Below are 22,256 nucleotides of genomic sequence, written 5' to 3' on the forward strand. Positions count from 1 at the left end.
GCAGCGTGCTCCGCAGCCCGGCGATCACGCGTCCGCCCCCACCAGCGCCAGCCCGGCCTTGACGATCCGTTCCAGCTCCTCCAGATGCTCAGCCCCCGGATCGGAAAGCGGCGGCCGAACCGACCCGACGTCCAGCCCCCTCATCCGCACAGCCGCCTTGACCAGCGACACCGCGTACCCAGGGACCTTGCTCCGCAGCTCGACCAGCGGCGCGTAGAACTGCCCGGTCAGCCTCGCGACCGTCTCCCCATCGCCCTCGCTCAACGCCGTCCGGAACGCCATCGCGATCTCCGGCGCGAACGCGAAGACCGCCGACGAATACAGATCGACCCCGATCGCCCGATACGCAGGCGCGGTCAGCTCGGCCGTCGGCAGCCCGTTGAAGAACGTGAAGTCCGCCCCGACCGCCTGACGCACAGCGACGACAATGCGCGCCATCCGATCGATGTCCCCGACCCCGTCCTTCAGCCCGACGACCCCGGGAATCCGAGCCAACGCGACCGCCTCAGCAGGCTCCAGCAGCACCCCACCCCGCTGATACAGAATCACCGGCAACCCCGCCGCCTCGACAACGGCCCGCACATAGTCGAGCAGCCCGCTCTTGGGCCCCTGCGCCAGATACGGCGGCATCAGCAGCAGCCCGTCCGCCCCGGCCTCCGCAGAAAGCGCGGCCTGCCGTACGGCCGCACCGTACGGCCCGCCCGCGCCCGCGATCACGGGCGCGTCGCCGGCCACCTCGTCGACCGCCGCGCGGACGACCTGCTCATGCTCGATGACCGACAAGGCGGGGAACTCTCCCGTCCCGCACGCCACGAACACCCCGCCGGGACCATGCGCCAGCCCATCGCGAACGTGCCGAGCGAGCACCTCCACCGAAGGCCGCCCATCAGCCCCGAACGGCGTGACCGGAAAGAACAGGACTCCCTGAAGATTCATGCGTCCCTCAGCTGCTCTTGGGAGGGGTCGGTGCGGAGGCGGGCGTGGAGGCCGCCGTCCACTCGCAGGACGTGGCCGTTCAGCTGGGAGGCGGCGGGTGAGGCGAGGTAGAGGGCGGCGTCGGCGACCTCTTCGGGGGCGGTGGTGCGGCCGGAGGGGAGGTCGGTGGCGGGGCGGATCTCGCCGACGACGCTGGCGGGGGCGATGCAGTTGGCGCGGATGCCCTGGCCGCCGAGCTCGACCGCGATGGCGCGGCTGATGGCCTCGATGCCGGCCTTGGTCACGTCGTAGGCGCTCTGGTCGTCGTGGGCACGGGAGCCGCCGGGCGAGGAGAGGCTGATGATGGTGCCGCCGCGGCCTGCGTCGCTCCAGCGGCGGACGGCGCGGACGGACAGCAGGTAGGCCGAGCGAAGGTTGGCGGCGATGACCGAGTCCCAGAGCGGGGCGTCGATGTCGATGAACGGGGTGCGGACCTCGGTGATGGCAGCGTTGTTGACCAGGACGTCCAGGCCGCCGACGCGGTCGAGGCGGGCGAAGACGTCGTCGGCGACGTCCTCGCGGGCCAGGTCGCCGGCGACGGTGGTGACGCGGGGAACGTGGCGGAAGACCTTCAGGCCGTCGGCGTCGCGGTCGACGGCCATGACGTCGGCGCCGCACTCGGTGAAGCGGGCGACGAGGGCCCGGCCGATCAGGCCCGCGGCGCCCGTGATCAGGACCCGTTCGCCCCAGTAGTCGAACCGTACGGCGCTCATTCGGCGCTCGCCTCCTTCACTTGCGCGACGATCTGGGTCGGGTTGACGAAGATGAGGGCGACGATCAGCAGGACCGCCGACAGCGCCATGTAGATGACGGCCATCGCGTCGATGGCCTGGGCGGCGCGGATGCCGGGGGTGAACGCGGCGCTGTAGAGCGCCACGATCAGCGTCTGGCTGTCGGCGTCGGCGACCAGGAAGGTCAGCTCGAACATCGCCACGGTGCGGACCAGGACGAGGATCCCGGCCGCGAGGATGCCGGGGAGCAGCAGCGGCACGAGGACGCGGGTGAAGACCTGGCGGGTCCTGGCTCCGCACATGCGGGCGGCGGACTCGACGTTGGTGTCGATCTGCTCCACGAACGGGGTCATCACCAGGATGACGAACGGGAGGGCGGGGACGAGGTTGGCGGCGACGACGCCGGTCATCGTTCCGGCCAGGTGGAACTTGTAGAGGACGGTCGCCAGCGGGATGCCGTAAGTGATGGGAGGGAGGAGGACGGGGAGCAGGAGCAGCAGGAGGACCGCGCGTTTGCCCGGGAAGTCTCGGCGGGCCAGGGCGTAGGCGGCGGGGACGCCGAGGACGAGGGAGAGCGCCACGACGGCGAGCGTGATCTCCAGGGTGGACTGCAGGACCTCGCCTAGCCCGAACTCCTTCCACGCGTCGGAGTACCAGGCGGTGGTGAAGCCCTTGGGCAGCCAGCCGGAGAACCAGGTGGTGCCGAACGAGTTGACGACGACGGACAGGATCAGCGCGAACAGGTTGAGCAGGAAGAAGCCGACGCAGCCCCAGACCAGCCATCCGGTGGCGGGCAGGCGGCGCCTGCTGTTCACGGCGGTCATGAGCCCTTCCCTCCGGCGGCGGGTCCGGTGTAGAGGCGGCCGCGCAGCACGAGCGTGACCGAGATGACCAGCAGCTCGAACGCGCCCATCAGCACGGCGATGGTCGAGGCCATCGAGTAGTCGTACTTCTCGAACGCGGCCTGGTAGGCGGCGATCGCCATCACGCGCGTCTGGTCCTGCGGTTCACCGACGAGGTTGGCCGACGGGAAGACCGAGAAGGCCAGGACGAAGGCGAGGACGAAGGTGGTCGCGAGGCCTGGTGCGAGGAGGGGCAGGAGTACGCGGCGTACACGCTGCCAGGGCCCGGCCCCGAGGGTGGCGGCGGCGCGTTCCAGCGTCGGGTCGATGCCGGACATGTAGGAGAGCACGAGCAGGAACGCGAAAGGGAAGCCGGTGATGAGCAGCGAGAACAGCACGCCCCAGTAGTTGTAGATGAGGCGCACGGGGTGGTCGATCAGGCCCAGGTCGAGCAGGACGCGGTTGAACCAGCCCTTCGGCCCGAGGTAGCGCAGCAGGCCGTCGGCGACCAGGACCGTCCCGAGCGTGACCGGCAGGACCAGGACGGCCGTCAGCGGCCGCCGCCCGCGGAACCTGCCGCGCAGCCGGTAGGCGATCGGCACGGACGCGCCCACGTTGATGAGCGCCGCGGGCAGCGCCAGCCGGAGCGTCTTCCAGATCGTGCTGCTCTGGTAGGAGTCACTGAAGAACGCGCGGTAGTTGGCGAGGGCGCCACCGCCGTTCTTCGGCTGAACCGACAGCCCGACGCCGTACATCATCGGGTAGACGAACAGCCCGACCACCACGATCAGCGCGGGCAGCAGCAGGAGCAGCACCCGGTCGACGCCGCGTTCGGCGAGCCGGTGCCGCAGCGACACCGGGCGCGCGAGGACGGCGGTCATGTCTTCTCCTCCCCCGCCGAGTCCTCCCCCGCCGAGCTCCCGTAGACCAGGACGCGCTCGACCGGGACGGTCAGCTCGACCCGTTCGCCCGGCGCGACGCGTCCGGGCAGCCGGAAGTGGATGACCGTGCCGCCGTCGGTCACGCCCTCGGCGGCGACCTCGCGGCCGTGGAACTCCGACACGTCGACGGTCACGCTCAGCGCGTTGGCGGCGTTCGAACCGCCGGCCGAGCCGGTCGCGACGCGGAAGTCCTCGGGGCGTACGGCGGCGACCGCGCGGGTGCCGGTCACCTCCTGCTGCGGCACGCCGGTGAGCCGCAGGTCGCCGTCCCCGACGGTGATTCGCTTCCCCTCACTCCCGACTACAGGGAGCTCGAGCAGGTTGCGGTAGCCCATGAATCCGGCGACGTAGGTGGTGGCCGGGAACGTGTAGACCTCCTCGGGCGTGCCGATCTGCTGCACGCGGCCCGACCGCAGCACCACGATCCGGTCGGCGAGCGCGAGCGCCTCCTCCTGGTCGTGGGTGACGTAGACGGTGGTGAGGCCGAGGTCCTGGTGGAGGCGGCGGATCTCGGTGCGCATCTGCACGCGCAGCTTGGCGTCCAGGTTGGACAGCGGCTCGTCCATCAGCACCAGGCGCGGGCGCAGCACGATCGCGCGGGCGATCGCGACGCGCTGCTGCTGGCCGCCCGACAGCTGGCCGGGCAGCTTGTCGGCGTGGTCGGTGAGCTCGACGATCCGCAGCGCCTCGTTCACCCGTTCGGCGATCTCGGCCTTGCCGACCCGCCGCACCGACAGCCCGAACGCGACGTTCTTGCGGACCGGCAGGTGCGGGAACAGCGCGTAGTTCTGGAACACCATGCCGAAGCCGCGCCGCTCGGGTGGGAGGCCGTCGATGCGCTCGTCGTCGACCCAGATGGACCCGTCCGACAGCGGCAGCAGCCCGGCCAGGCAGTTGAGGGCCGTGGACTTGCCGCACCCGGACGGGCCGAGGAGGGCGATGAACTCGCCCCCCTCGATCCGCAGGTCGAGCGCGTCCACGGCCACCGCGCCGCCGAACCGGCGGGTCACGCCGTCCATCCGCAGATGGCCGAACGCGGCGCGGGGACCGGGGGTGAGCACTCTCTCGGGGGAAGGCGTCATGACTTCTTGACCTTCTGGCCGCCGACCTCGCGGTCCCAGGTGTCGAACGCCTTGACCATGTCGGTCGGCTCGAGCGGCGGCGCCTTGGGGTTGTCGGCGATGAGCTTGTCGTACTCGGGCCGGCCGTACTCGGCGATGACCTTCTGGCTGTCGGCCGGCGCCATCGACAGCGGAACGCCCTTCACCGCGGGACCGGGGTAGAAGTACCCCTTGTCGTAGGTGTAGGCCTGCTGCTGCGGCGTGAGCGCGAACTTCATCAGGTCGGTGAGGACGGCGAGCTTCTCACCGGAGATGCCCTTCGGCACGACCATGTAGTGAGCGTCGGTGACCCACGTGAAGCCGTTGAGCGACTGGGTCTTGATCTCCTTGGGCACCTGGCCGAGCACGCGCGGGTTGATGTCCCAGCCGGTCGTGGTGAGGGTGATGTCGCGCGACCCCTCCCCCAGCTCCTTCATGGTCTGGGCGGTGCCGGTCGGGTAGTACTCGACGTACTTGCCGAGCTCCTTCAGATAGGCCCACGTCTTGGTCCAGCCGTTGACCGGGTCCTTGGGGTCGGAGTCCTTGAGGATGTACGGCAGGCCCATCAGCCAGGTGCGGCCGGGGCCTGAGTTGGCAGGCCGGGCGTAGATGAGCTTCTTGGGGTGCGCCTTGGCCCAGGCGAGCAGGTCCTCCGCGGTCTTGGGCGGGTTCGGAACGGTCTTGGGGTTGTACTCGATGAGCGGCCCGGACGGGTAGTACGTGACGACGATGCCCTTGCCCTTGGCGAGCTCCTGCATCTTGGCGACCGGGTCGTCGTAGAGGGTGTTGATGGCGGGCAGCTTGTCGGCGTACTTGCCCATCAGGTCGATCCACAGGTTCTGTTCCAGGCCCGCCGACAGGCCGTCGGTGCCGGTCAGCACCAGGTCGATGTCGAGGCGCCCGGCGTCCTGCTGCGCCTTGACCTTCCCGGCGAGCTCGGGCGCGGTGACCTTGGTGTAGGTGATGTTCTTGACCAGCTTGGGGTGCTGGGCCTTGTAGTTGTCGAAGATCGGCTGCGTGAGCTGGAGGTTGCCGGCCACGTCGATGATGTTGAGGGTGACGGGCTTGCTCGGCATCTTGACGTCCGCGGGCGACGGCTCGGCGGCCGCCTTGCCCCCCGAGTCGGGCGATCCGCAGGAGACGAGACCGGCCATGAGGCAGCCGGAGGCGAGGGTGAGGGCGAGGACGGAGGTGCGCGGAGATCTCATGGGGGTGGGATCCTCCCTGGCAACAGGGTCGGGCCGGGCCGGTCCCGCTGGGTGGGCCCGGTGGTGCTCCGGATTAGGTGGGCCCGGTGGTGCTCCGGATGACGAGTCGTGTCGCCAGCTCGGGCGCCGAGGGTGGGGGCGGTGCCGCGGCGGACACGGCGGAAGCGGAGGTGAGGGCGGCGGGTCCCGACGGCAGGCCCGCCTCCTTGCCGAGCAGGGCGAGCAGCATGGCGGCGGCCGTACGGGCGACGGCCGGGATCGGGACCGCGATCGTGGTGAGCGGCGGGGAGACCATCGACGCCATCGGGATGTCGTCGAACCCCACCAGGCCGATCTCGCCGGGCACCGCGACGCCGCGCGCCTGCAGCCGTGACAGCGCGCCGAGCGCGACGAGATCGTTGTAGGCGAAGACCGCGGTGACGTTCGCGGCCAGCACCTCGTCGGCGGCCCGGAAGCCGCCGCTGAAGCGCGGCTCGTACGGGCCGAGCTCGACCAGTTCGATGCCGCGCGCCGCGCAGCCGGCCTCCAGGAACCTGCGCCGCTGGCGGTTGGACCAGGAGTCGCGCGGGCCGCCGAGGAACGCGCAGCGCCGGTGCCCGAGGGCGTGCACGTGGCTGACGGCCTGCTCGATGCCGGGCCGCACGTCCATCGAGATGGAGGGGACGGTGCGGCTGAGGCGGTTGGCCATGACCATGGTCGTCTTGGCCGCCAGCGAGCGCAGCCGCGTCCCCGACATGCGCGGCGAGCACAGGATCAGGCCGTCGGCGCGTTCGATCATGGCCTCGGCCAGCGCGACCTCGGTCACGGCGTCCTCGTCGGTGTCGGCGAGGAAGACCGCGTAGCCCTTGTCTCGGAAGTAGGCCTCCACCCCCTTGATGAAGGGCGCGAAGAAGGGGTTGCCGATGTCGGGCACGATGAGGCCGACGCTCATCGTGCGGCCGAGCACCAGCGACTGCGCCGCGCGGTTCGGCTGGTAGCCGAGCCGGTCGGCGCTGTCGAGCACCCGCCGCCGGGTCTCGGCGTTCACGAGTTCTGGGTTGTTCAGCGTGCGCGAGACCGTGGACGGGGAGACACCGGCCAGAGCCGCCACCGCCCGGATCGTCGCCCGGGAGCCATCGTCAGGGGCACCCATGCCGGAGATTATGAAAACGTTTGTGGCACACGTCAATGGGTTCCGAGAAAACGCTTTCTCGATGTTACGGACGGGGATCGTTCGGGCGTCCCCGCCGGACGGTCAGGGCTGCAGCAATGACCTGCGCAGCCACTGCTCGACGCCCGCCACGTGGACGGTGGCCCAGCCGCGCGCCACGTCGGGCTGCCGGTCGGCGATCGCGTCGAGGATCGCCAGATGCTCGGCGTGGGTGCGGCCCCACGCACCGTCCTGGGTCAGCCCGCGCCAGATCCGGCCGCGCATCGTCGGCCCCGACAGGTTGTCCAGCAGCGAGCACAGCACCGAGTTGCCCGAGGCGTCGGCGATGGCGCGGTGGAACTCCAGGTCGTTGGCGACCAGGTCCTCGGCCGACGAGTCGGGCCCGACCTTCTCCAGGTGCGCGCGCAGCTCGGCGATCTGCGGCTCGTCCATCCGCAGCGCGGCCATCGCGACCGCGTGCGGCTCCAGCAGCCGCCGCACCTCGAAGAACTCCAGCACGGTCGTGTCGTGGTGCACCTCCACCACGAAGCTGAGCGCGTCCAGCAGCAGGCTCGGCTCCAGGCTGGTGACGTACGTGCCGTCGCCCTGGCGCACGTCCAGCACCTTCATCAGGGACAGCGCGCGCACCGCCTCGCGCAGCGAGCTGCGGGAAAGGCCCAGCTGAGCGGCCAGATCGGCCTCGCGCGGCAGCCGTTCACCCGGCCGCAGCGCACCGGAGACGATCATCTCCTTGATGCGTTCGATCGCCTCGTCGGTGACCGCCATGCTCCCCCCTAAAGGTCAGATGTCTCTCCCAGAAGAATGCCACATCGTCGGTCTTCCCCCGTTGACACGGCCATAGACGTCGGATCTAATGCGCCTACCGGCCACCCAGTTCCATCCATCCATGATGCGAGAGGGAGGACGCGGTCATGACAAGCATCCCGCGTTTCCGGTCGGCGACGGCGGTCGCCATGGTGGCCGCACTCGGCCTGAGTGCGGGCGCGGCGAGCGCCTGTTCGGTCAAGGACGACTCCGGCGGTACGGGCTCGGGCGGCAAGCAGATCACCTTCCTGGTGTTCGAGACGCCGAACCTGACGCCGCAGGTCTGGGACGCGGGCATCAAGCGCGTCACCCAGCAGTATCCCGACATCTCGGTCAAGAAGATCGTCGCACCGACGCAGGACCGTACGGCCTACGCCAAGCAGCTGCTCACCTCTGGCCAGTTCCCCGACGTGATGATCGCGGTCTCTCCCGCCGGTTTCGCCGAGAGCGGCAACCTGTACGCCTGGCAGCCGGGCGAGCTGAAGAACTTCACCAACCCGGGCAACGGCGCGGTCGGCGGCAAGATCTACCAGCTCCCGGCCAACACGCAGACGATCCCGGTCGTGTACTACAACAAGACGCTGTTCGCGAAGGCCGGCATCTCGGCGCCGCCCAAGACCTACGCCGACTTCCTCGCCGACTGCGCCAAGCTCAAGGGCAAGGGCGTCACGCCGCTGGTGACCGGTGGCGGCCACGACGCGCTCGGCCCCACGTGGGCGGGCATCCTCGGCACCGACGTCTACGCCGAGAACCCCAACTGGATGCACGACCGGCGCGCGGGCAAGGTGAAGTTCGCGAGCCCCGAGTTCGTGAGCGGCGCCCGCAAGCTGTCCGACCTGGCGAGCAAGGGCTACATCAACAAGCGCGACCTCGGCCGCGACTACGACGCCACGCAGGCCGCGTTCCTCAGCGGCAAGGGCGCCATGTACGCGATGGGAAACTGGTTCGCCGCGGCGGCCGACAGTCCCAAGAGCAAGCCCGGCTTCGAGATCGGCCAGTTCTTCTGGCCGTCCGACGACGGCAAGCAGGTCGTGCCCGCGTTCACCGGCGGCGGCCTGCTGGTCAGCGCCAAGGCCAAGAACCTCGACGCCGCCAAGAAGTTCGCGCTGGCGTTCCAGCTCGACAAGACCAACCTCGACGCCTCCACCGGCAACGATGGCCTGTTCCCCGCCGTCAAGGGCTACAGCCCGCCGGCCACCGTCGGGAAGGTCTTCAAGGACGGCTACGACCAGTACCAGCAGGCCGCCCAGGCGGGCGCCGTCGTGCCCGCGTTCGGGTTCGAGGCGGGCGACGACGGGATGCCCGCGGGCGTCGTCGAGAAGTGGGACTCCAGTGCCCAGGACCTGGTGACCGGCAAGAAGTCGCCCGACGACGTGGCCAAGTTCCTCGACGGCGAATGGGCGAAGACGTCTTGAGGGGAGTGCTCCGGCAGCGCCTGTGGCACTTCCTCAGCTTCGGCGCGCCCGGCATCACGGTGTACGTGTGCTTCGTGCTGGCGCCGATCGTGCTGAGCTTCGGCTACAGCCTGACCAACTACAACCCGTTCAACCCGCCGACCAGGTTCGTCGGGCTGCGCAACTACCGGATGCTGTTCCAGGACTCGGAGTTCCTGCTGTCGCTGCGCGTCACCACGATCCTCACCGTGATCGTGGTGATCGTGCCGAACGTGCTGGGCCTGGCGATCGCGCTGCTGCTGGACCGGCGCGGCTGGTTCTACAACGCGCTGCGGACGGTGTTCTTCACCCCGGTCGTGCTGAGCACGGTGGTCGTCAGCATCATCTGGATCCGGCTGATGGCCGACGACGGGCTGATCAACCAGGCGCTGCGCGGGATCGGCGTGGCCAGCCCGCCGGGCTGGCTCTCCGACCCCTCGTACGCGCTCTACTCACTCGCGATCGTGCTGTCGTGGCAGATGCTGGGCTTCTGCGTGGTGGTCTACCTGGCCGGGCTCCAGGGCGTACCGAACGAGCTGCAGGAGGCGGCGGCGATCGACGGCGCCGGCCCCCTCGAACGCTTCCGGCACATCACCTGGCCGATGCTGGCGCCCGCCCTCACCATCAACACGGTCGTCATGCTGATCTCGGCGTTCAAGGTGTTCGACCACGTGCAGGTCATCACCAAGGGCGGCCCCGGGACCGGCACCACCGCGACGGTCGCCTACAACGTGATCCAGACCGGCTTCGTGGCCAACCGCCAGGGCTACGCCTCGGCGATGGCGATCGTGATGCTCGTCATCATCGCGACCGCGAGCGGGATCGCCCTGAAGATCCTCCAACGACGCGAGGTGCAGCTGTGAGCCGGGTTTCAGCCATGTGCGGGAGGCGGCCGTGACCTCTTCCGGCATGCGGGGCGAACGCGCCCCCTGGGTACGTCCCCTCATCGCGCTCGCGGTGGGCACGGTCTTCTTCGTCCCCCTCTACGTCGCCTGCGCGAACGTCATCAAGGACGGCCCGAAGATCGCGCGCTCCCCCGCCTCGCTCCCGATCCCGCCCACGCTGGGCAACCTCCACTCCGTCCTCAGCCGCCCCGATCAACTCTTCTGGGTGAGCCTCACCAACAGCGTCATCGTGACGGGCCTGTCGATCGTGATCCTCACCGTCCTGTCGGCGATGCTCGGCCACTACCTGGTCCGCGCGGGCGGCCGCTGGTCGCGCGCGCTGATGCTCCTGCTCCTCTGCGGCCTCATGATCCCGCCGCAGGTGATCCTGCTGCCGGTGACCCGGGTCCTGAACGTCTTCCACCTCATGACGACCGTGCAGGGTCTGGTGCTCTTCAACGTCGGCTACTACATCCCGTTCGGCGTCTTCGTCTTCGCCGGCTTCATGCGTTCCATCCCGGTGGAGCTGGAGGAGGCCGCGGCGATCGACGGCGCCGGGCGCCAGCGCGTCTTCTGGCAGGTCGTCTTCCCGCTCCTGCGCCCGGCGACCGCGAGCGTGCTGATCTTCCTCGGCGTCTGGATCTGGAACGACTTCCTCGACCCGCTCATCATCCTGGGCCCGGGCCAGGGCACCACGATCACCACCGGCGTCTACCGCTCCATCGGCCAGTACCAGGCCGACCTCGGCGGCGTCTTCGCCATGATGTTCCTGGCCACCCTGCCGGTCCTGATCTTCTACCTGCTGCTCCAGCGGCAGTTCGTCAAGGGCCTGACGGGAGGCGCGACCAAGGGATGATGCCGATCGAGGAGATCCCGGTCGATCCGGGGCGCGGCCGGGTGTACGAGCACGGGTGGCAGAGCTGGAGCCCGACGGCGACGTATTCGATCAGCGCGGCGGGCGAACGGCCGCGCATGGATCCGGCGGTCATGCAGACGATGTGCTGGCGGCCGGGCCGTCCCGCGCCGGCCGACGGGTTCCAGGGCGAGGGCCTGCTGGTGGTCGATCCCGGTGACGGCGGGCCCGTACGGCTGTTCGCCGCGCCCGACGGGCGGAACGAGGTGCCGTCGATCCGGGCCCGGCTGGTGGACGACCGGCTGCTGGTGGAGGCGGACGGGAAGGTCGACCGGATCGTTCAGGAGGGGACCATCGAGGCGGCGCTCGCCGCGTGGGGGGACGGGATCGCGGTCGCGCAGCGCGCGGCGCCGGCGGTGTGGTGCTCCTGGTACCACTACTTCGGCTCGGTGACCGCCGATGACGTCGCCGAGAACCTCGGGGCGATCGGCGCGTACGAGCTGCCGGTGGACGTCATTCAGATCGACGACGGGTGGCAGGCCGAGATCGGCGACTGGCTGAGGTTCTCCGAACGGTTCGCCGGGCTGCGCGCTCTGATCGGCAGGATCCACGAGGAGGGGCGCCGCGCCGGGGTGTGGGTCGCGCCGTTCCTCGGCGGGGCGCGCAGCGTGACCGCCCGCGCGCATCCGGAGTGGTTCGCGGGCGATGCGGGGCACAACTGGGGCCAGCGGCTCTACGGGCTCGACGTGACGCATCCGGGTGCGCGTGACCATCTGCGGCGGGTCTTCACAGGGCTACGCGAGCTCGGCTTCGACTACTTCAAGCTCGACTTCCTCTACGCAGGGGCCCTGGAGGGCCGCAGGCACGAGGACATGCCCGGGGTGGTCGCCTACCGGCAGGGGCTCGGGCTCATCCGCGAGGCGATCGGGCCCGAGCCGTACGTCCTGGGCTGCGGGGCGCCGATCCTGCCGAGCGTCGGGCTGGTGGACGCGATGCGGGTCGGTCCCGACGTCGGCCTGACAGTCGAGCCTCCGCAGGGCGACATGTCGCGGCCGTCGCAGCGCGCCGCCACGGCGACGACGGTCGCGCGCGCGTGGCAGCACGGGCGGCTGTGGGTGAACGACCCGGACTGCCTGGTCGCCCGTCCCGCGATGCGGGAACGCGAGGCCTGGGCCCGCACGGTCGAACGCTACGGAGGCCTGCGCGCCTCGTCCGACCGCATCCGCGACCTCGACGAGTGGGGGCTGGAGACGACCCGGCGCCTGCTGTCGGCTCCCCCGTCGTTCAGGCCAGGCTGAGCGCCCTTCCGGCCTGCAGCGCGGTGCCGACCGAGGCGCGCAGGGCCGACTCGGCGCACTGCGCGTCGTCGGCGAGGCGGTGGATCTCCTCGCTGGCGGTGTCGTGGCCGACCGTGCGCGCGAGCAGGTCCCGGTAGCGCTCGTTCTGTTCCGGGAGCCGCTGCAGGACCTGCCACTCGTGGTAGGCGTCGTCGGCGTCGCGCGCGTGCCGCGCGTAGGTCTCCAGCGCCTCGATGCGGGCGGTGATGGCGGCGGCCGACAGCTCCAGCGCGCGGCGCTGCGGCTCCAGGAGCTCGCGCACCTGCGCCGTGAGCCGTTCGGGCCGCTGTGCGCGCTGTTCCTGGCGCAGCCGGGTGTGCTCGGCCAGCGCCGAGGCGATCTCCCACTCCTGGCGCGGCAGCACGACGGCGTTGTTGACGTCGTCCAGCAGCCCGGCGCGGTGCGCGGCCGAGCCGAGCACCGCGTCGATCGCCCGCTGCGCGCGCACCAGCAGCCGCACGGCCGGTCCGTCGAAGTCGCCTGGCAGCAGGTAGCGCCCGTGGTGCTCGCGTACGGACCGTTCCGCGGGCGCCTCGCGCAAATGCCGCAGCGCACCCGCGACCCAGCCGCCGAAGCTGATCGCGGCCAGCAGTGCGGCGGCCTCGCCCTGCCCGAGCAGGATCAGCAGGATCTGCACGGCGGGCGTCGCCATCATCGCCAGCGTCGCCGTGCGGCCCCACCGGAACGCGCCGTCCATCAGGGTGTCGTCGTCGAGCGAGGCGAGGAAGAACAGCCGGAACCAGCCGCCGGGGAGCACGCCGTAGAAGAAGGCGAACATCGGGATCCAGACCGACCGTGCGACGATCGTGGCCGCGCCCACGTGCGGCGCGTGCGGGGCCGGCAGGCTCGCGGCGACCAGGCGCTCGGGGCTGGCCGCCAGGAGCGCTCGATCGCCGGTGGGAATGAGGGGGTCGAAGACGGGCCGGGGCCGGCTGTCGTCGGTCATTGGCTCTCCCACCGCAAAGGGAAACCGTTAACCCAATCGTGCCTTCGTGCCTATCACGGGTTACCGCCCGCGCAACAGATCGTTTCCCATTTCCGTCCGGGCGTACAGCACCGAACGTCCCGCACGCGCACGGCTGACCAACCCCGCGCCGTACAGCACCGCCAGCTGCTGCGACACCGCGCCCGCCGTGACGCCCAGCCGCCGCGCCAGGTCGGTGGTGGAGGCGGGACGGTCGAGACCTGCGAGGATCTCGGCCTTCGGCCGCCCGACGAGGTCGGCCAGCACGCCGGGCGGCGGTGGCGGCGCCGCCTCCCAGAGCGTCGCGAGGCCGCGCGCCGGATACTGAACGAGCGGAGGCTCGTTCGGGCTGAGCGGCAGGCCGGGCGTCTTCACGAACAGCGTCGGCATCAGGCTGAGGCCGCGCCCGCTGATGGGGATGCGCTGCTCGCGATGGGGCTGCGTCACCTCAAGCCGCAGAATCCCCCGCCGCCACGCGATCGCCGGATGCAGGTCGGCGAACAGGGCACGTGCCCCGCCCCGCGTGAGCTGCTGCGCGCGATACAGCATGTCCGCTTCGAGCACCCCGAGCATGCGCGGCCACTGCGGAACGAAGATGGTCTCCCAGTAGTCCTCCAGCAGCCGTACGATCCGATCCCGCAACCGCCCCGGCCGGCCGAGCCCCTCCTCCAGCAGAGCGGGCACGCGCCCGCCGACCTGTGCGGCGACGATGTCCCTGGCGACCTTGGCGGGCGGCACCGTCCGCACTCGCGCCAGTTCCTCGGCGAACTCCGGTACGGGCTCGTCCGGCCGCGTCGCGAGGAAGTCCGGCACGGTCCGGTGCGGGCCGACGAGCGCCAGCAGCAGCCTGATGTCCAGGTCCCCCATATCGGCCCGAGCCCGCCGCAGCCACGGCAGATGCAGCACGTAGTAGCCCGGCAGCAGCCAGATCCGCAGGCTCAGCACCGCCTCCGCCAGCGGCGAGACGGCGAACCGCGTGTCCGCGAGGTCCTCGACCTCCAGCCTCAGCTCAATCATTTAGCCATAGCCTAAATGTCTATCCCCCTTACTGCCATCGCGGGTGGAGTGGACGGCATGACCGCCGCACTAGCCGTGATCTTCGCCGGGGTGCTCCACGCCACCTGGAACGCCATCGCCAAAGGCGCCACCGACCGCCGCGCCTCGTTCGCCCTGATCGCGCTCGCCCAGGGCACGCTCATGCTCCCCGTCCTGGCGTTCGCCAAGGCCCCGGACCCCGCTGCCTGGCCCTGGCTGGCGGGTTCGATCCTCGTCCACCTCGTCTACATGGCGCTGCTGCTGAAGTCCTACGATCTGGGCGACTTCAGCCAGGTCTACCCACTGGCCCGGGGCAGCGCGCCGCTGATCGTGGCCCTGGTCGCCGCGCTGGCCCTCGGCGAGCACCTGTCCTGGGCGCAGTTCACGGGCGTCGCCGCGGTCTGTGGCGGCCTCGTCGCCCTCGCCTTCGCCGGCGGTGGCCTGCGCGCCGCCTCGGACGACAGGGCGGTCGTCGCGGCGTTGCTCACCGGCTTGTCGATCGCGACGTACACGCTCATGGACGGGATCGGGGTGCGCGAGTCGGGCGGTGCGGCGGGCTACTCGGCGTGGCTGTTCGCGTTGGAGGGCCCGCTGACGATCGCGTGGATCTGGCTGCTGGTCGGGCGCCGGTCACCGTTCACCGGGATCGCCCGGCGCGAGTGGGCGCTCGGGCTGACCGGCGGGGTGATCTCGATGGCCGGGTACGGGATCGTGCTGTGGGCGCAGACGCGGGGCGCGCTGGCGTCGGTGGCGGCGCTGCGGGAGACGGGTGTGATCTCGGGGGCCATCATCGGCGCGGTCGTGTTCTCCGAGCGGATGGGCGCGCGGCGGATCGTCGCGGCATGCGTGGTCGCCGCCGGGGTCGTGCTGATCACGGCGCACTGAACGCACTGACCGCCCTGCGAAGAGCGGCCGAGACCCGGGCGGGGCCGGCGGCGGGCAGGATCGCGGCGAGATGGGCGTCGGGCCGTACGAGCCAGGCCTCGCCCGGACGGACGTCGAGCGCCTTGGCCAGCGCGCCGGTCGGGTCCAGGTCACGCAGGTGCAGGGTCGTCAACGGCAGGTCGGTCTCAGGGGTCACGTCGCCTGTGTCGGCGGCCTGGATGAGGGTGAAGCCGTCGCGGAGGAGCTCGCGGAGGCGGGTGGCGTGGGGGTGGTTGATCGGAGCGTCCGGGACGATGACGCCAGGCGCGGGCGGTTGCAGGGCGCCCTTGGACGGGCGGCCGGTCGGCGGCCGGGTCGGCTCGGGCGTGGTGAGGGGCGAGTCGGCGTACCAGTACGGCTCGGCGAGGCGGCCGGAGTCGACCGCCGCCGTGGCGGACGGGTCGGCGGCGGCCCGGTCCAGGGCGGCGCGGCGCAGGTCTCGTTCCTCGTCGTTCTGCGGTACGAGAAAGCGCATCGTGTCGGTCGTGACGGCGAGGTTCTCGAGCGCGGCGGCGTGGCGTTCCTGGTGGTAGGTCTCCAGCAGGTCTTCGGGCGCCCAGCCTCGGGCCACGAAGGCGATCTTCCACGCGGCGTTGTCGGCGTCCGGAACGCCCGAGTTGAGGCCTCGGGCGCCGAAAGGCGACAGCAGGTGGGCGGCGTCGCCCGCCAGGAGGACGCGCCCCACCCGCAGGCGGTCGGCCACTCGTGAGTGGAAGCGGTAGACGGTCTTCCAGACGACCTCGTACGGGCGGTCACCGATGATCTGGCGGATGCGCCGGTCGAGCCCGCCGCTCGCCTCGTCGTCGGCGAGGGAGTAGTCGGGCGGCACCTGCCAGTCGATCCGGTAGTGCGAGCCCGGGCACGGGTGGATGAGCACCTGGCGGCCCGGGTTCCAGGGCGGGTCGAAGAAGAACCGCCGCTCCTGCTCCCAGCCCGGCATGTCGAACCGCAGGTCGCAGATCAGGAACTGGTCCTCGAACGTCTTGCCCGGGAAACCGACTCCGAGCGTCTCGCGCAGCGTCTCCGACCGGCCGCCCGAGCACGCGATGACGTACGAGGCGCGGGTCTCCTCACCGGAGGCGCTTCGCAGGGTGACACCGGCCGCGTCCTGTCTCAGGCCGATCACGTCGTGCCCGCGGCGCACCTCGATCAGGTCGGACTCGGCCACGAGGGCGTCGAGGATCTCCTCCGTGCGGGTCTGGGAGAGGTTGACGAACGGCGGCAGCGGCCCGGCGTCGGCGAAGCGCCACGCGAACAGCTCGGCGTCGCGGTAGTAGGTGCGCGCGGTGGTCCAGGTGAGCCCCTCGTCGGCGATCGCCCGCGCGCCGACCGACGCCCAGATGTCCAGGACATCGCGCTGCTGGCAGATCGAGCGCGAGCCCGCCAGGTCGCGGGTCAGGCGGCGTTCGAGGACGACCACCGGCAGGCCGCGGCGGGCGAGCGACAGCGCCGCCGTCAGCCCGACCGGTCCCGCCCCGATCACCACGACCGGGTCCGTGCTCGTTCCCACGTTCAGTCCTGCAGTTCGGACCACACCTGGCGGTCGCGCTCGCCGGTCCAGATGCGGGGCCGCTCGACGCCGTTCAGCTCGTCCCACAGCCGCGAGACGTCGAACGGCAGGCAGTGCTCGAAGATGGGCCAGCCGCCGTACTGCGGGGCGAGCGCCCCGTGCACGGCCTGGAAGGCGTCCTTGAGCGCTCCCCCGCGCTTCTTGACCGCCGTCACCTCGCGGATCATCACGTCGAGGAAGTCGCGGGTCTGGCCGATCGCGGCCCGTACCTCGTCCCGCCCGTGCGCCACCGCGCCGCGCCCGCCGACCAGCGCCTCGGCGGGGAGGCCCGCGACGTGCTCCAGCGTCTCGCCCGCCCAGTCGCGGTGGAACGCGTCGCCGGTGTAGAGCGCCGCCTGCGTCTCCACCAGGTCGCCGGCGAACAGCACGCGCTGGCGCGGCAGCCACGCCACGATGTCGCCCTCGGTGTGGCCGCGCCCGCAGTACGCCAGGTCCAGCTCGCCCCGGTCGCCGCCGAGGTCGATCGACAGGGTGCGGGAGAACGTGACGGTCGGCCAGGTGAGGCCGGGGATCGACCCGGGGTTCTTGAACAGCCGGGGCATCCGGCCGAGCTCGGACTCCCAGTCCTGCTTGCCGCGCTCGGCGATGAGCGCGCGGGTCCGGTCGTGCGCGATGATCGTACGGGCGCCGAACGCGCTCGCGCCCAGCGTGCGGACCGCGTGGTAGTGCGACAGGACCAGGTAGCGGATCGGCTTGTCGGTGTAGGCGCGCAGCACCATGAGCCAGTCGCGGGCGGCCACCGGGGTGGCGAGGGCCTCGAAGCAGACCAGGAAGTCCTCGCCCTCGATCGCACCGACGTTAGGATCCCCCTCGGCGGTGAGGGCGTAGACCCCGTCGGCCAGGACCTCCAGGGTCGGCGTCTTGTCGCTCAGGTCGGCGGAGGAGGCGAACGGCTTGGGCACCCTTGCCCCTTTCGTTCGTGGTTTATGCGGGTTCATTCCACCCGTGCGGGCCCGGTAATCGTCGGCCCGCAGGGGTAAGAAGGATCTTGTTCGATGGAGGGGCGGAAGGAGAGCGTTTCCCGGTGAACGTCGTGCTCGGCCTGGTGGCCGTCGTGGTGCTGACGGCCGCGACCGGCTATTTCGTGGCGCAGGAATTCGCCTACGTCACCGCCGACAGGCTGGCCCTGGAGCATCAGGCCAAGGACGGCGACCGCGCCGCCGCGCGGGCCGTGCGGGTGATGGAACGGCTGTCGTTCATGCTGTCGGGCGCGCAGCTCGGCATCACCGTCACCGCGCTGATCGTGGGTTTCATCGCCAAGCCGGCGCTGGCCGACCTGATCGAGCCGGGGCTGGAGCTGGTGGGGATCCCGAAGGCGGCCTCCGGCGGGATCGCGGTCGCGCTCGGCTTCGCGCTGGCCACGATCATCCAGATGGTGCTGGGCGAGCTGTTCCCCAAGAACCTGGCGCTGGCACGGGCCGAGCCGATGGCCCGCGCGCTGGCCCGCTCCACCCTGATCTACATGATGCTGGCCTCGCCGCTCATCAAGTTCTTCGACGCCTCGGCGAACCGGCTGCTCCGCGCGGTCGGGATCGAGCCGGTCGAGGAGCTGCACCACGGCGCGACGCTGGAGGAGCTCGGCCACATCATCGGCGAGTCCGGCGAGGAACTTCAGGACGGCCACGCCGACCTGCTGGAGCGGGCGCTGGCGTTCTCCGAGCGCAACGCCGAAGAGGTGATGGTGCCGCGGGTGGACGTGGTCACGGTGCCGGCGGACGCGGCGGCGGCCGAGCTGACCGACATCATCACCGCGCACGGCCACACCCGCTATCCCGTGGTCGGCCACAGCGTCGACGACGTCATCGGGGTCGTGGGGCTGGACGAGCTGATCCTGCTGTCGCCCGACGAGGCGGCGCGCACCCCGGTACGCGAGCTGGCGCGGCCCGCGGTGCTGGTGCCCGACTCGCTGCCGCTGCCGCAGGTCGTCGCGCAGCTGCAGGGCGGCGGCGGCGCCGCGATGGCGTGCGTGGTGGACGAGTACGGCGGCTTCGCCGGGCTCATCACCTGGGAGGACGTCGCCGAGGAGCTCGTCGGCGAGATCGAGGACGAGAACGACGTCGGCGAGGACCTGGCGATCCGGCGCGGCGAGTGGTGGACGACCGACGCGGGACTGCGCATGGACGAGGTCGCGCACGAGACCGGCATCGCGCTGCCCGAGGGCGACTACGAGACCGTCGCCGGGCTGCTGCTGCAGCGGCTCGGCCGCGTCGCCGAACCGGGCGACGTGGTGACCGTGGACCTGCCGCCGACGCGGATGGACGAGCCCGCGCGCCAGGCCGTGGTCGAGGTGCTGACCGTTCACCGGCACGTACCGGAACTGATCCGGATCCGCGCCGTCGACGCCGCGCCCGATCAGCCCGATCAGCCCGATCCGAAGCACGACGGCGACGACGCAGACGGCGAGAAAGAGAAAGAGGGGGACGGCGCGTGAATCTGTCCGTGGGCGTGCCGCTCACCCTGGCGCTGCTGCTCGGCAACGGCTTCTTCGTCGCGGCCGAGTTCGCGCTCGTGGCGGCCAAGCGGCCCCGGCTGGAGAAGCTGGCGGCCGAGGGAAGCCGTTCCGCCGCGTCCGCCGTCGCCGGGATCCGCGAGCTGTCGCTGATGCTGGCGGGCGCGCAGCTCGGCATCACCATGTGCTCGCTGGGCCTTGGTCTGGTGTCCGAGCCGGTCATCGCCGAGACCATCACGCCGTGGTTTCATTCGGCGGGCCTGCCGGAGGCCGGGGCGCACGCGGTGGCGTTCGTGCTGGCCCTCGCGCTGGTGACGTTCCTGCACATGGTGGTCGGCGAGATGGCGCCCAAGTCGTGGGCGATCGCCCGGCCCGAGCGCTCGGTGATGCTGCTGGCGCCGCCGTTCCGCGGGTTCACCAAGGTGGTGCGGCCCGTGCTGGCGTCGCTGAACGCGATCACCAACCTGCTGCTGCGGTCGATCGGCGTGCCGCCGCGCGACTCGCTCAGCGTGTCGCGCACGCCCGAGCAGCTGCGCGACCTGGTCGTCGAGTCGCGGCGCCTCGGCCTCATCGAGGAGTCCGACGTCAAGGTGCTGAAGGCCGCGCTGGACGCCCCGGTGGCGCCGCTCGCCGAGCTGGTGACACCGGTGAACGAGATCGTCGACGTGCCGCCCTCGGCCGGGCCGCAGGAGGTCATCGACACCGCCGTGCGCACCGGCCGCACCCGCATCATGCTGCGGGGCGGCGGCGCCCGCGCCCGGATGGTGCACGTGCGGGACGCCTACCTGGCCAGGGCGCGCGGCCGGACCACCCCGGCGGGCGAGCTGGCCCATCCCGTTCCGACGCTGTCGGTGGACACGCCGGTGGCCGACGCGGTCGCGACGCTGCGCGAGAGCCACAGCCATCTCGGCATGGTGCGCGGCACCGACGGGAACATCGCGGGCCTGATCAGCCTCGATGATCTCCTGACCACACTATTGGCGCCCGCGTAGCGGGCTCGGGTTCCGGGGCGACGACCGGCGGCCGAGGCGGGATCGCGCAGCCGTCGATGGGCCCCGCCAGCCGGCACGACGGGCGGCGCGGCTTGTGGTGGTGCGACTTCTTGTGGTGCTTGGCGTGACCTTCGGGCGCCGCGGGCTCTGAGGGCGCCGCGGGCTCTGAGGGCGCTGCGGGCTGTGAAGGCGCCGCGGGCTGTGAAGGCGCCGCGAGCGCCGGGGCTGCGGCAGGCGCCTGGGCGGGCGGCCTGCCTACCGGCCTTTTGGGCGCGACCGCCCCGGGTTGCTGACGCAGGGCTCGTTCGGGTTGTTCGCCGGGTTGCCGGTGGTCACGCCGAGGTTCAGGCAGGCGACCACGGGGAGGTTGACCGGCACGTTCAGGGTGAGGCCGGTGAGGATGCCGAGCCCGCCGGACGGCTGCGGGTCGGCGGGTGCGGCCGAGGCGCGCGCGGCCGGGGCGTGCACCGCGAGGCAGGCGGCTCCGACCACGGTCGCGAGGAGGTTGGCGGGTCGCATCATCAATGGCGCTCCAGATCGTCGGTCACAGCGGATGATCACACACAGTAACAATCCGATGATCTCCTGGCCGCGCAAGGCTCGCGTCAACCTTGGTTGACACTCGTGAGATGTCAACGTAGGTTGACGGTATGAGCGATGGAGTGAAGCTCGCCCAGGAGGCGGGCAGCCGTGACCCGGCCGTCGGGCTGCGGGCGGTGCGCGCCCTGCGCGAGCTCGCCGAACGGCTGGAGTCCCTTCAGGTCGCCAACGCGCGCGACCAGGGCTGGTCCTGGCAGGAGATCGCGGTCTGTCTCGGCGTGAGCCGCCAGGCCGTCCACAAGAAGCACGGCGCCGGCCGGCGAATTCTGAAGAAGGAGCGTTAGAGGATGTTCGAGCGGTTCACCAACGAGGCCCGGACGGCCGTCGCGCGGGCGCAGGAAGACGCCCGCACGTTCAAGCACCACCGCATCGGCCCCGAGCACCTGCTGCTGGCCCTGGCCGAGGGCGGCGGAGTCGCGGCGGACGCCTTGCACGCGCAGGGCGTGGACGCGGCCAGGATCCGGGAGTACGTGATCCGGGTCGGCTCCTCGGGCGGCCCCGACGCGCTCGATCCCGAGGCACTGAAGACCATCGGGATCGATCTGGAGGCCGTCCGCGATGCGACCGAGCAGACCTTCGGCGAAGGCGCGCTCGACTCCCCTCCGGGCCGGACCCCCCAGGGCCACATCCCGTTCGAGCCGACGTCGAAGAAGGCACTGGAGCTGAGCCTTCGTCACGCCATCCGGCTGAAGCACAAGTTCATCAGCGACGGCCACGTGCTGCTGGGCGTCATCCACGACGACCGCGCACCGGCGTCGATCATGCTGGTCACCTCGGGCGCCGACCTCAGCGCGCTCCGGGCGGACGTGGCCAGCCGGATCAAGTCCGCCGCCTGAGCATCATTCGCATCATTTCGTGGCACAATCGCGCAACCCTCTGATTCACCAGGATGTGCGATGAACGCCGACGAAACACAGTTCGAGCAGCCTCCCGGCGCACCGTCCGATCACCAGCAGCCCGATCACCAGCGGACCGAGCAGTTCCAGGCCGAGCAGCAACCGACCGAGCAGCAACCGGGCATCGCGTCGACCGAGCAGCAGCCGACCATCTCGCCGGGCGAGCAGCAGCCCGGCACGCTGACCGCCCAGGACGTCAAGACCTACGCGACGCTCGCCCACGCGGGCACCGTCCTGGGCGCGCTGGCCTTCCTCCCCCTGATGTGGGTCCCGGCCGCCGGCCTGTTCCTCTTCTTCGGCAGGCGGGACCAGGTCGGCCTGCTGCGCCGCCATCTGGCCCAGGCCGTCTCGTTCTCCGCCGTCCTCACCGGCTACGCGCTCGTGATCGAGCTCGTGCTGCGGGTGTCGGAGGTGGACGGCCGGGTCCTCACCCTCTATCCGATCCTGGTGGCTCTGGTCGCGATCTACCCGTCCCTGAAGGCGATCCGGGCCGCGCAGAGCCTCCAGCCCTACGAGCACCCGAAGCCGTTCGCCTGGCTCCCCCTGCACTGAGCTCAGGGTTCCGTGA

At 71.1% G+C, this 22,256-nt stretch carries 23 protein-coding genes; 10 read left to right on the forward strand and 13 right to left on the reverse strand.

Annotated elements, in window-relative coordinates; genetic code table 11:
- Positions 1-24: 24 nt before the first annotated feature.
- From J4573_RS20945 to J4573_RS20980, 8 genes are all read right to left on the reverse strand, one after another.
- Positions 25-936: a 5-dehydro-4-deoxyglucarate dehydratase gene (locus J4573_RS20945; protein ID WP_208257460.1), complete on the reverse strand. Its 912-nt coding sequence runs from the start codon at positions 934-936 to the stop codon at positions 25-27.
- Positions 933-1,688 carry an SDR family NAD(P)-dependent oxidoreductase gene (locus J4573_RS20950; RefSeq protein ID WP_208257461.1) on the reverse strand — a complete coding sequence of 252 codons (756 nt, stop codon included), beginning with the start codon at positions 1,686-1,688 and terminating at the stop codon, positions 933-935. Before J4573_RS20950 ends, J4573_RS20945 begins: the two co-directional genes overlap by 4 nt.
- Positions 1,685-2,530 (reverse strand): ABC transporter permease, encoded by an 846-nt coding sequence (locus J4573_RS20955; protein WP_208257462.1) that lies wholly within the window; start codon positions 2,528-2,530, stop codon positions 1,685-1,687. The genes J4573_RS20950 and J4573_RS20955 overlap by 4 nt, the downstream gene beginning before the upstream one ends.
- Complete coding sequence (locus J4573_RS20960) at positions 2,527-3,429, reverse strand: ABC transporter permease (protein ID WP_208257463.1); 903 nt, start codon at positions 3,427-3,429, stop codon at positions 2,527-2,529. The genes J4573_RS20955 and J4573_RS20960 overlap by 4 nt, the downstream gene beginning before the upstream one ends.
- Complete coding sequence (locus tag J4573_RS20965; RefSeq protein ID WP_208257464.1) at positions 3,426-4,571, reverse strand: ABC transporter ATP-binding protein; 1,146 nt, start codon at positions 4,569-4,571, stop codon at positions 3,426-3,428. Before J4573_RS20965 ends, J4573_RS20960 begins: the two co-directional genes overlap by 4 nt.
- Positions 4,568-5,797 carry an extracellular solute-binding protein gene (locus J4573_RS20970; RefSeq protein ID WP_208257465.1) on the reverse strand — a complete coding sequence of 410 codons (1,230 nt, stop codon included), beginning with the start codon at positions 5,795-5,797 and terminating at the stop codon, positions 4,568-4,570. Before J4573_RS20970 ends, J4573_RS20965 begins: the two co-directional genes overlap by 4 nt.
- A gap of 73 nt (positions 5,798-5,870) precedes the next feature.
- Entirely contained in the window at positions 5,871-6,929 is a 1,059-nt protein-coding gene (locus J4573_RS20975; RefSeq protein ID WP_208257466.1) for a LacI family DNA-binding transcriptional regulator, read from the reverse strand.
- A 102-nt stretch (positions 6,930-7,031) separates the two neighbouring features.
- On the reverse strand, positions 7,032-7,712 hold the full coding sequence (locus J4573_RS20980) for a FadR/GntR family transcriptional regulator (protein ID WP_208257467.1): 681 nt from the start codon (positions 7,710-7,712) through the stop codon (positions 7,032-7,034).
- 146 nt (positions 7,713-7,858) lie between these two features.
- Between J4573_RS20980 and J4573_RS20985 the strand changes: the two genes are divergently transcribed.
- Genes J4573_RS20985 through J4573_RS21000 form a run of 4 tightly spaced genes read left to right on the forward strand, consistent with a single transcriptional unit; the run spans position 7,859 to position 12,219 of the window.
- Entirely contained in the window at positions 7,859-9,166 is a 1,308-nt protein-coding gene (locus J4573_RS20985; RefSeq protein WP_208257468.1) for an ABC transporter substrate-binding protein, read from the forward strand.
- Between the two features lie 5 nt (positions 9,167-9,171).
- Positions 9,172-10,047 (forward strand): carbohydrate ABC transporter permease, encoded by an 876-nt coding sequence (locus J4573_RS20990; protein WP_307796777.1) that lies wholly within the window; start codon positions 9,172-9,174, stop codon positions 10,045-10,047.
- 31 nt (positions 10,048-10,078) lie between these two features.
- Positions 10,079-10,924, forward strand: coding sequence for a carbohydrate ABC transporter permease (locus tag J4573_RS20995; RefSeq protein ID WP_208257470.1), 846 nt, complete (start codon positions 10,079-10,081; stop codon positions 10,922-10,924).
- Positions 10,924-12,219 carry a glycoside hydrolase family 36 protein gene (locus tag J4573_RS21000; protein WP_208257471.1) on the forward strand — a complete coding sequence of 432 codons (1,296 nt, stop codon included), beginning with the start codon at positions 10,924-10,926 and terminating at the stop codon, positions 12,217-12,219. The genes J4573_RS20995 and J4573_RS21000 overlap by 1 nt, the downstream gene beginning before the upstream one ends.
- On the opposite strand, the gene J4573_RS21005 is transcribed toward J4573_RS21000, so the two are convergent.
- Positions 12,206-13,204, reverse strand: coding sequence for a hypothetical protein (locus J4573_RS21005; protein WP_208257472.1), 999 nt, complete (start codon positions 13,202-13,204; stop codon positions 12,206-12,208). The genes J4573_RS21000 and J4573_RS21005 overlap by 14 nt on opposite strands.
- Before the next feature lie 60 nt (positions 13,205-13,264).
- On the reverse strand, positions 13,265-14,239 hold the full coding sequence (locus tag J4573_RS21010) for an ArsR/SmtB family transcription factor (protein ID WP_208257473.1): 975 nt from the start codon (positions 14,237-14,239) through the stop codon (positions 13,265-13,267).
- A 57-nt stretch (positions 14,240-14,296) separates the two neighbouring features.
- Between J4573_RS21010 and J4573_RS21015 the strand changes: the two genes are divergently transcribed.
- Entirely contained in the window at positions 14,297-15,142 is an 846-nt protein-coding gene (locus tag J4573_RS21015) for an EamA family transporter (protein ID WP_208257474.1), read from the forward strand.
- On the opposite strand, the gene J4573_RS21020 is transcribed toward J4573_RS21015, so the two are convergent.
- On the reverse strand, positions 15,129-16,691 hold the full coding sequence (locus J4573_RS21020) for an FAD-dependent oxidoreductase (protein WP_208257475.1): 1,563 nt from the start codon (positions 16,689-16,691) through the stop codon (positions 15,129-15,131). The genes J4573_RS21015 and J4573_RS21020 overlap by 14 nt on opposite strands.
- Before the next feature lie 2 nt (positions 16,692-16,693).
- Positions 16,694-17,653, reverse strand: a complete 960-nt coding sequence (locus J4573_RS21025) for an MBL fold metallo-hydrolase (RefSeq protein ID WP_307796754.1) — start codon at positions 17,651-17,653, stop codon at positions 16,694-16,696.
- A gap of 122 nt (positions 17,654-17,775) precedes the next feature.
- Here J4573_RS21025 and J4573_RS21030 point away from each other — a divergent pair, with 122 nt between their 5' ends.
- Entirely contained in the window at positions 17,776-19,182 is a 1,407-nt protein-coding gene (locus tag J4573_RS21030) for a hemolysin family protein (RefSeq protein WP_208257477.1), read from the forward strand.
- A complete protein-coding gene (locus tag J4573_RS21035; protein ID WP_208257478.1) occupies positions 19,179-20,192 on the forward strand; it encodes a hemolysin family protein in 1,014 nt (337 codons plus the stop codon). The genes J4573_RS21030 and J4573_RS21035 overlap by 4 nt, the downstream gene beginning before the upstream one ends.
- A gap of 255 nt (positions 20,193-20,447) precedes the next feature.
- Here J4573_RS21035 and J4573_RS21040 read toward each other — a convergent pair whose 3' ends face one another.
- The gene (locus J4573_RS21040) at positions 20,448-20,714 is read right to left on the reverse strand and encodes a hypothetical protein (RefSeq protein ID WP_208257479.1); all 267 of its coding nucleotides are present in this window, start codon (positions 20,712-20,714) and stop codon (positions 20,448-20,450) included.
- Between the two features lie 128 nt (positions 20,715-20,842).
- Between J4573_RS21040 and J4573_RS21045 the strand changes: the two genes are divergently transcribed.
- From J4573_RS21045 to J4573_RS21055, 3 genes are read left to right on the forward strand one after another with little or no spacing between them, the layout of a single operon-like run.
- Complete coding sequence (locus J4573_RS21045) at positions 20,843-21,076, forward strand: helix-turn-helix domain-containing protein (RefSeq protein ID WP_208257480.1); 234 nt, start codon at positions 20,843-20,845, stop codon at positions 21,074-21,076.
- Positions 21,077-21,079: 3 nt separating this feature from the next.
- Positions 21,080-21,628 carry a Clp protease N-terminal domain-containing protein gene (locus tag J4573_RS21050; RefSeq protein ID WP_208257481.1) on the forward strand — a complete coding sequence of 183 codons (549 nt, stop codon included), beginning with the start codon at positions 21,080-21,082 and terminating at the stop codon, positions 21,626-21,628.
- Positions 21,629-21,688: 60 nt separating this feature from the next.
- The gene (locus J4573_RS21055; protein WP_208257482.1) at positions 21,689-22,240 is read left to right on the forward strand and encodes a magnetosome magnetite crystal formation protein family; all 552 of its coding nucleotides are present in this window, start codon (positions 21,689-21,691) and stop codon (positions 22,238-22,240) included.
- Positions 22,241-22,256: the final 16 nt, after the last annotated feature.

The organism is Actinomadura barringtoniae, from assembly GCF_017573505.1.
GTDB classification, from domain to species: domain Bacteria; phylum Actinomycetota; class Actinomycetes; order Streptosporangiales; family Streptosporangiaceae; genus Spirillospora; species Spirillospora barringtoniae.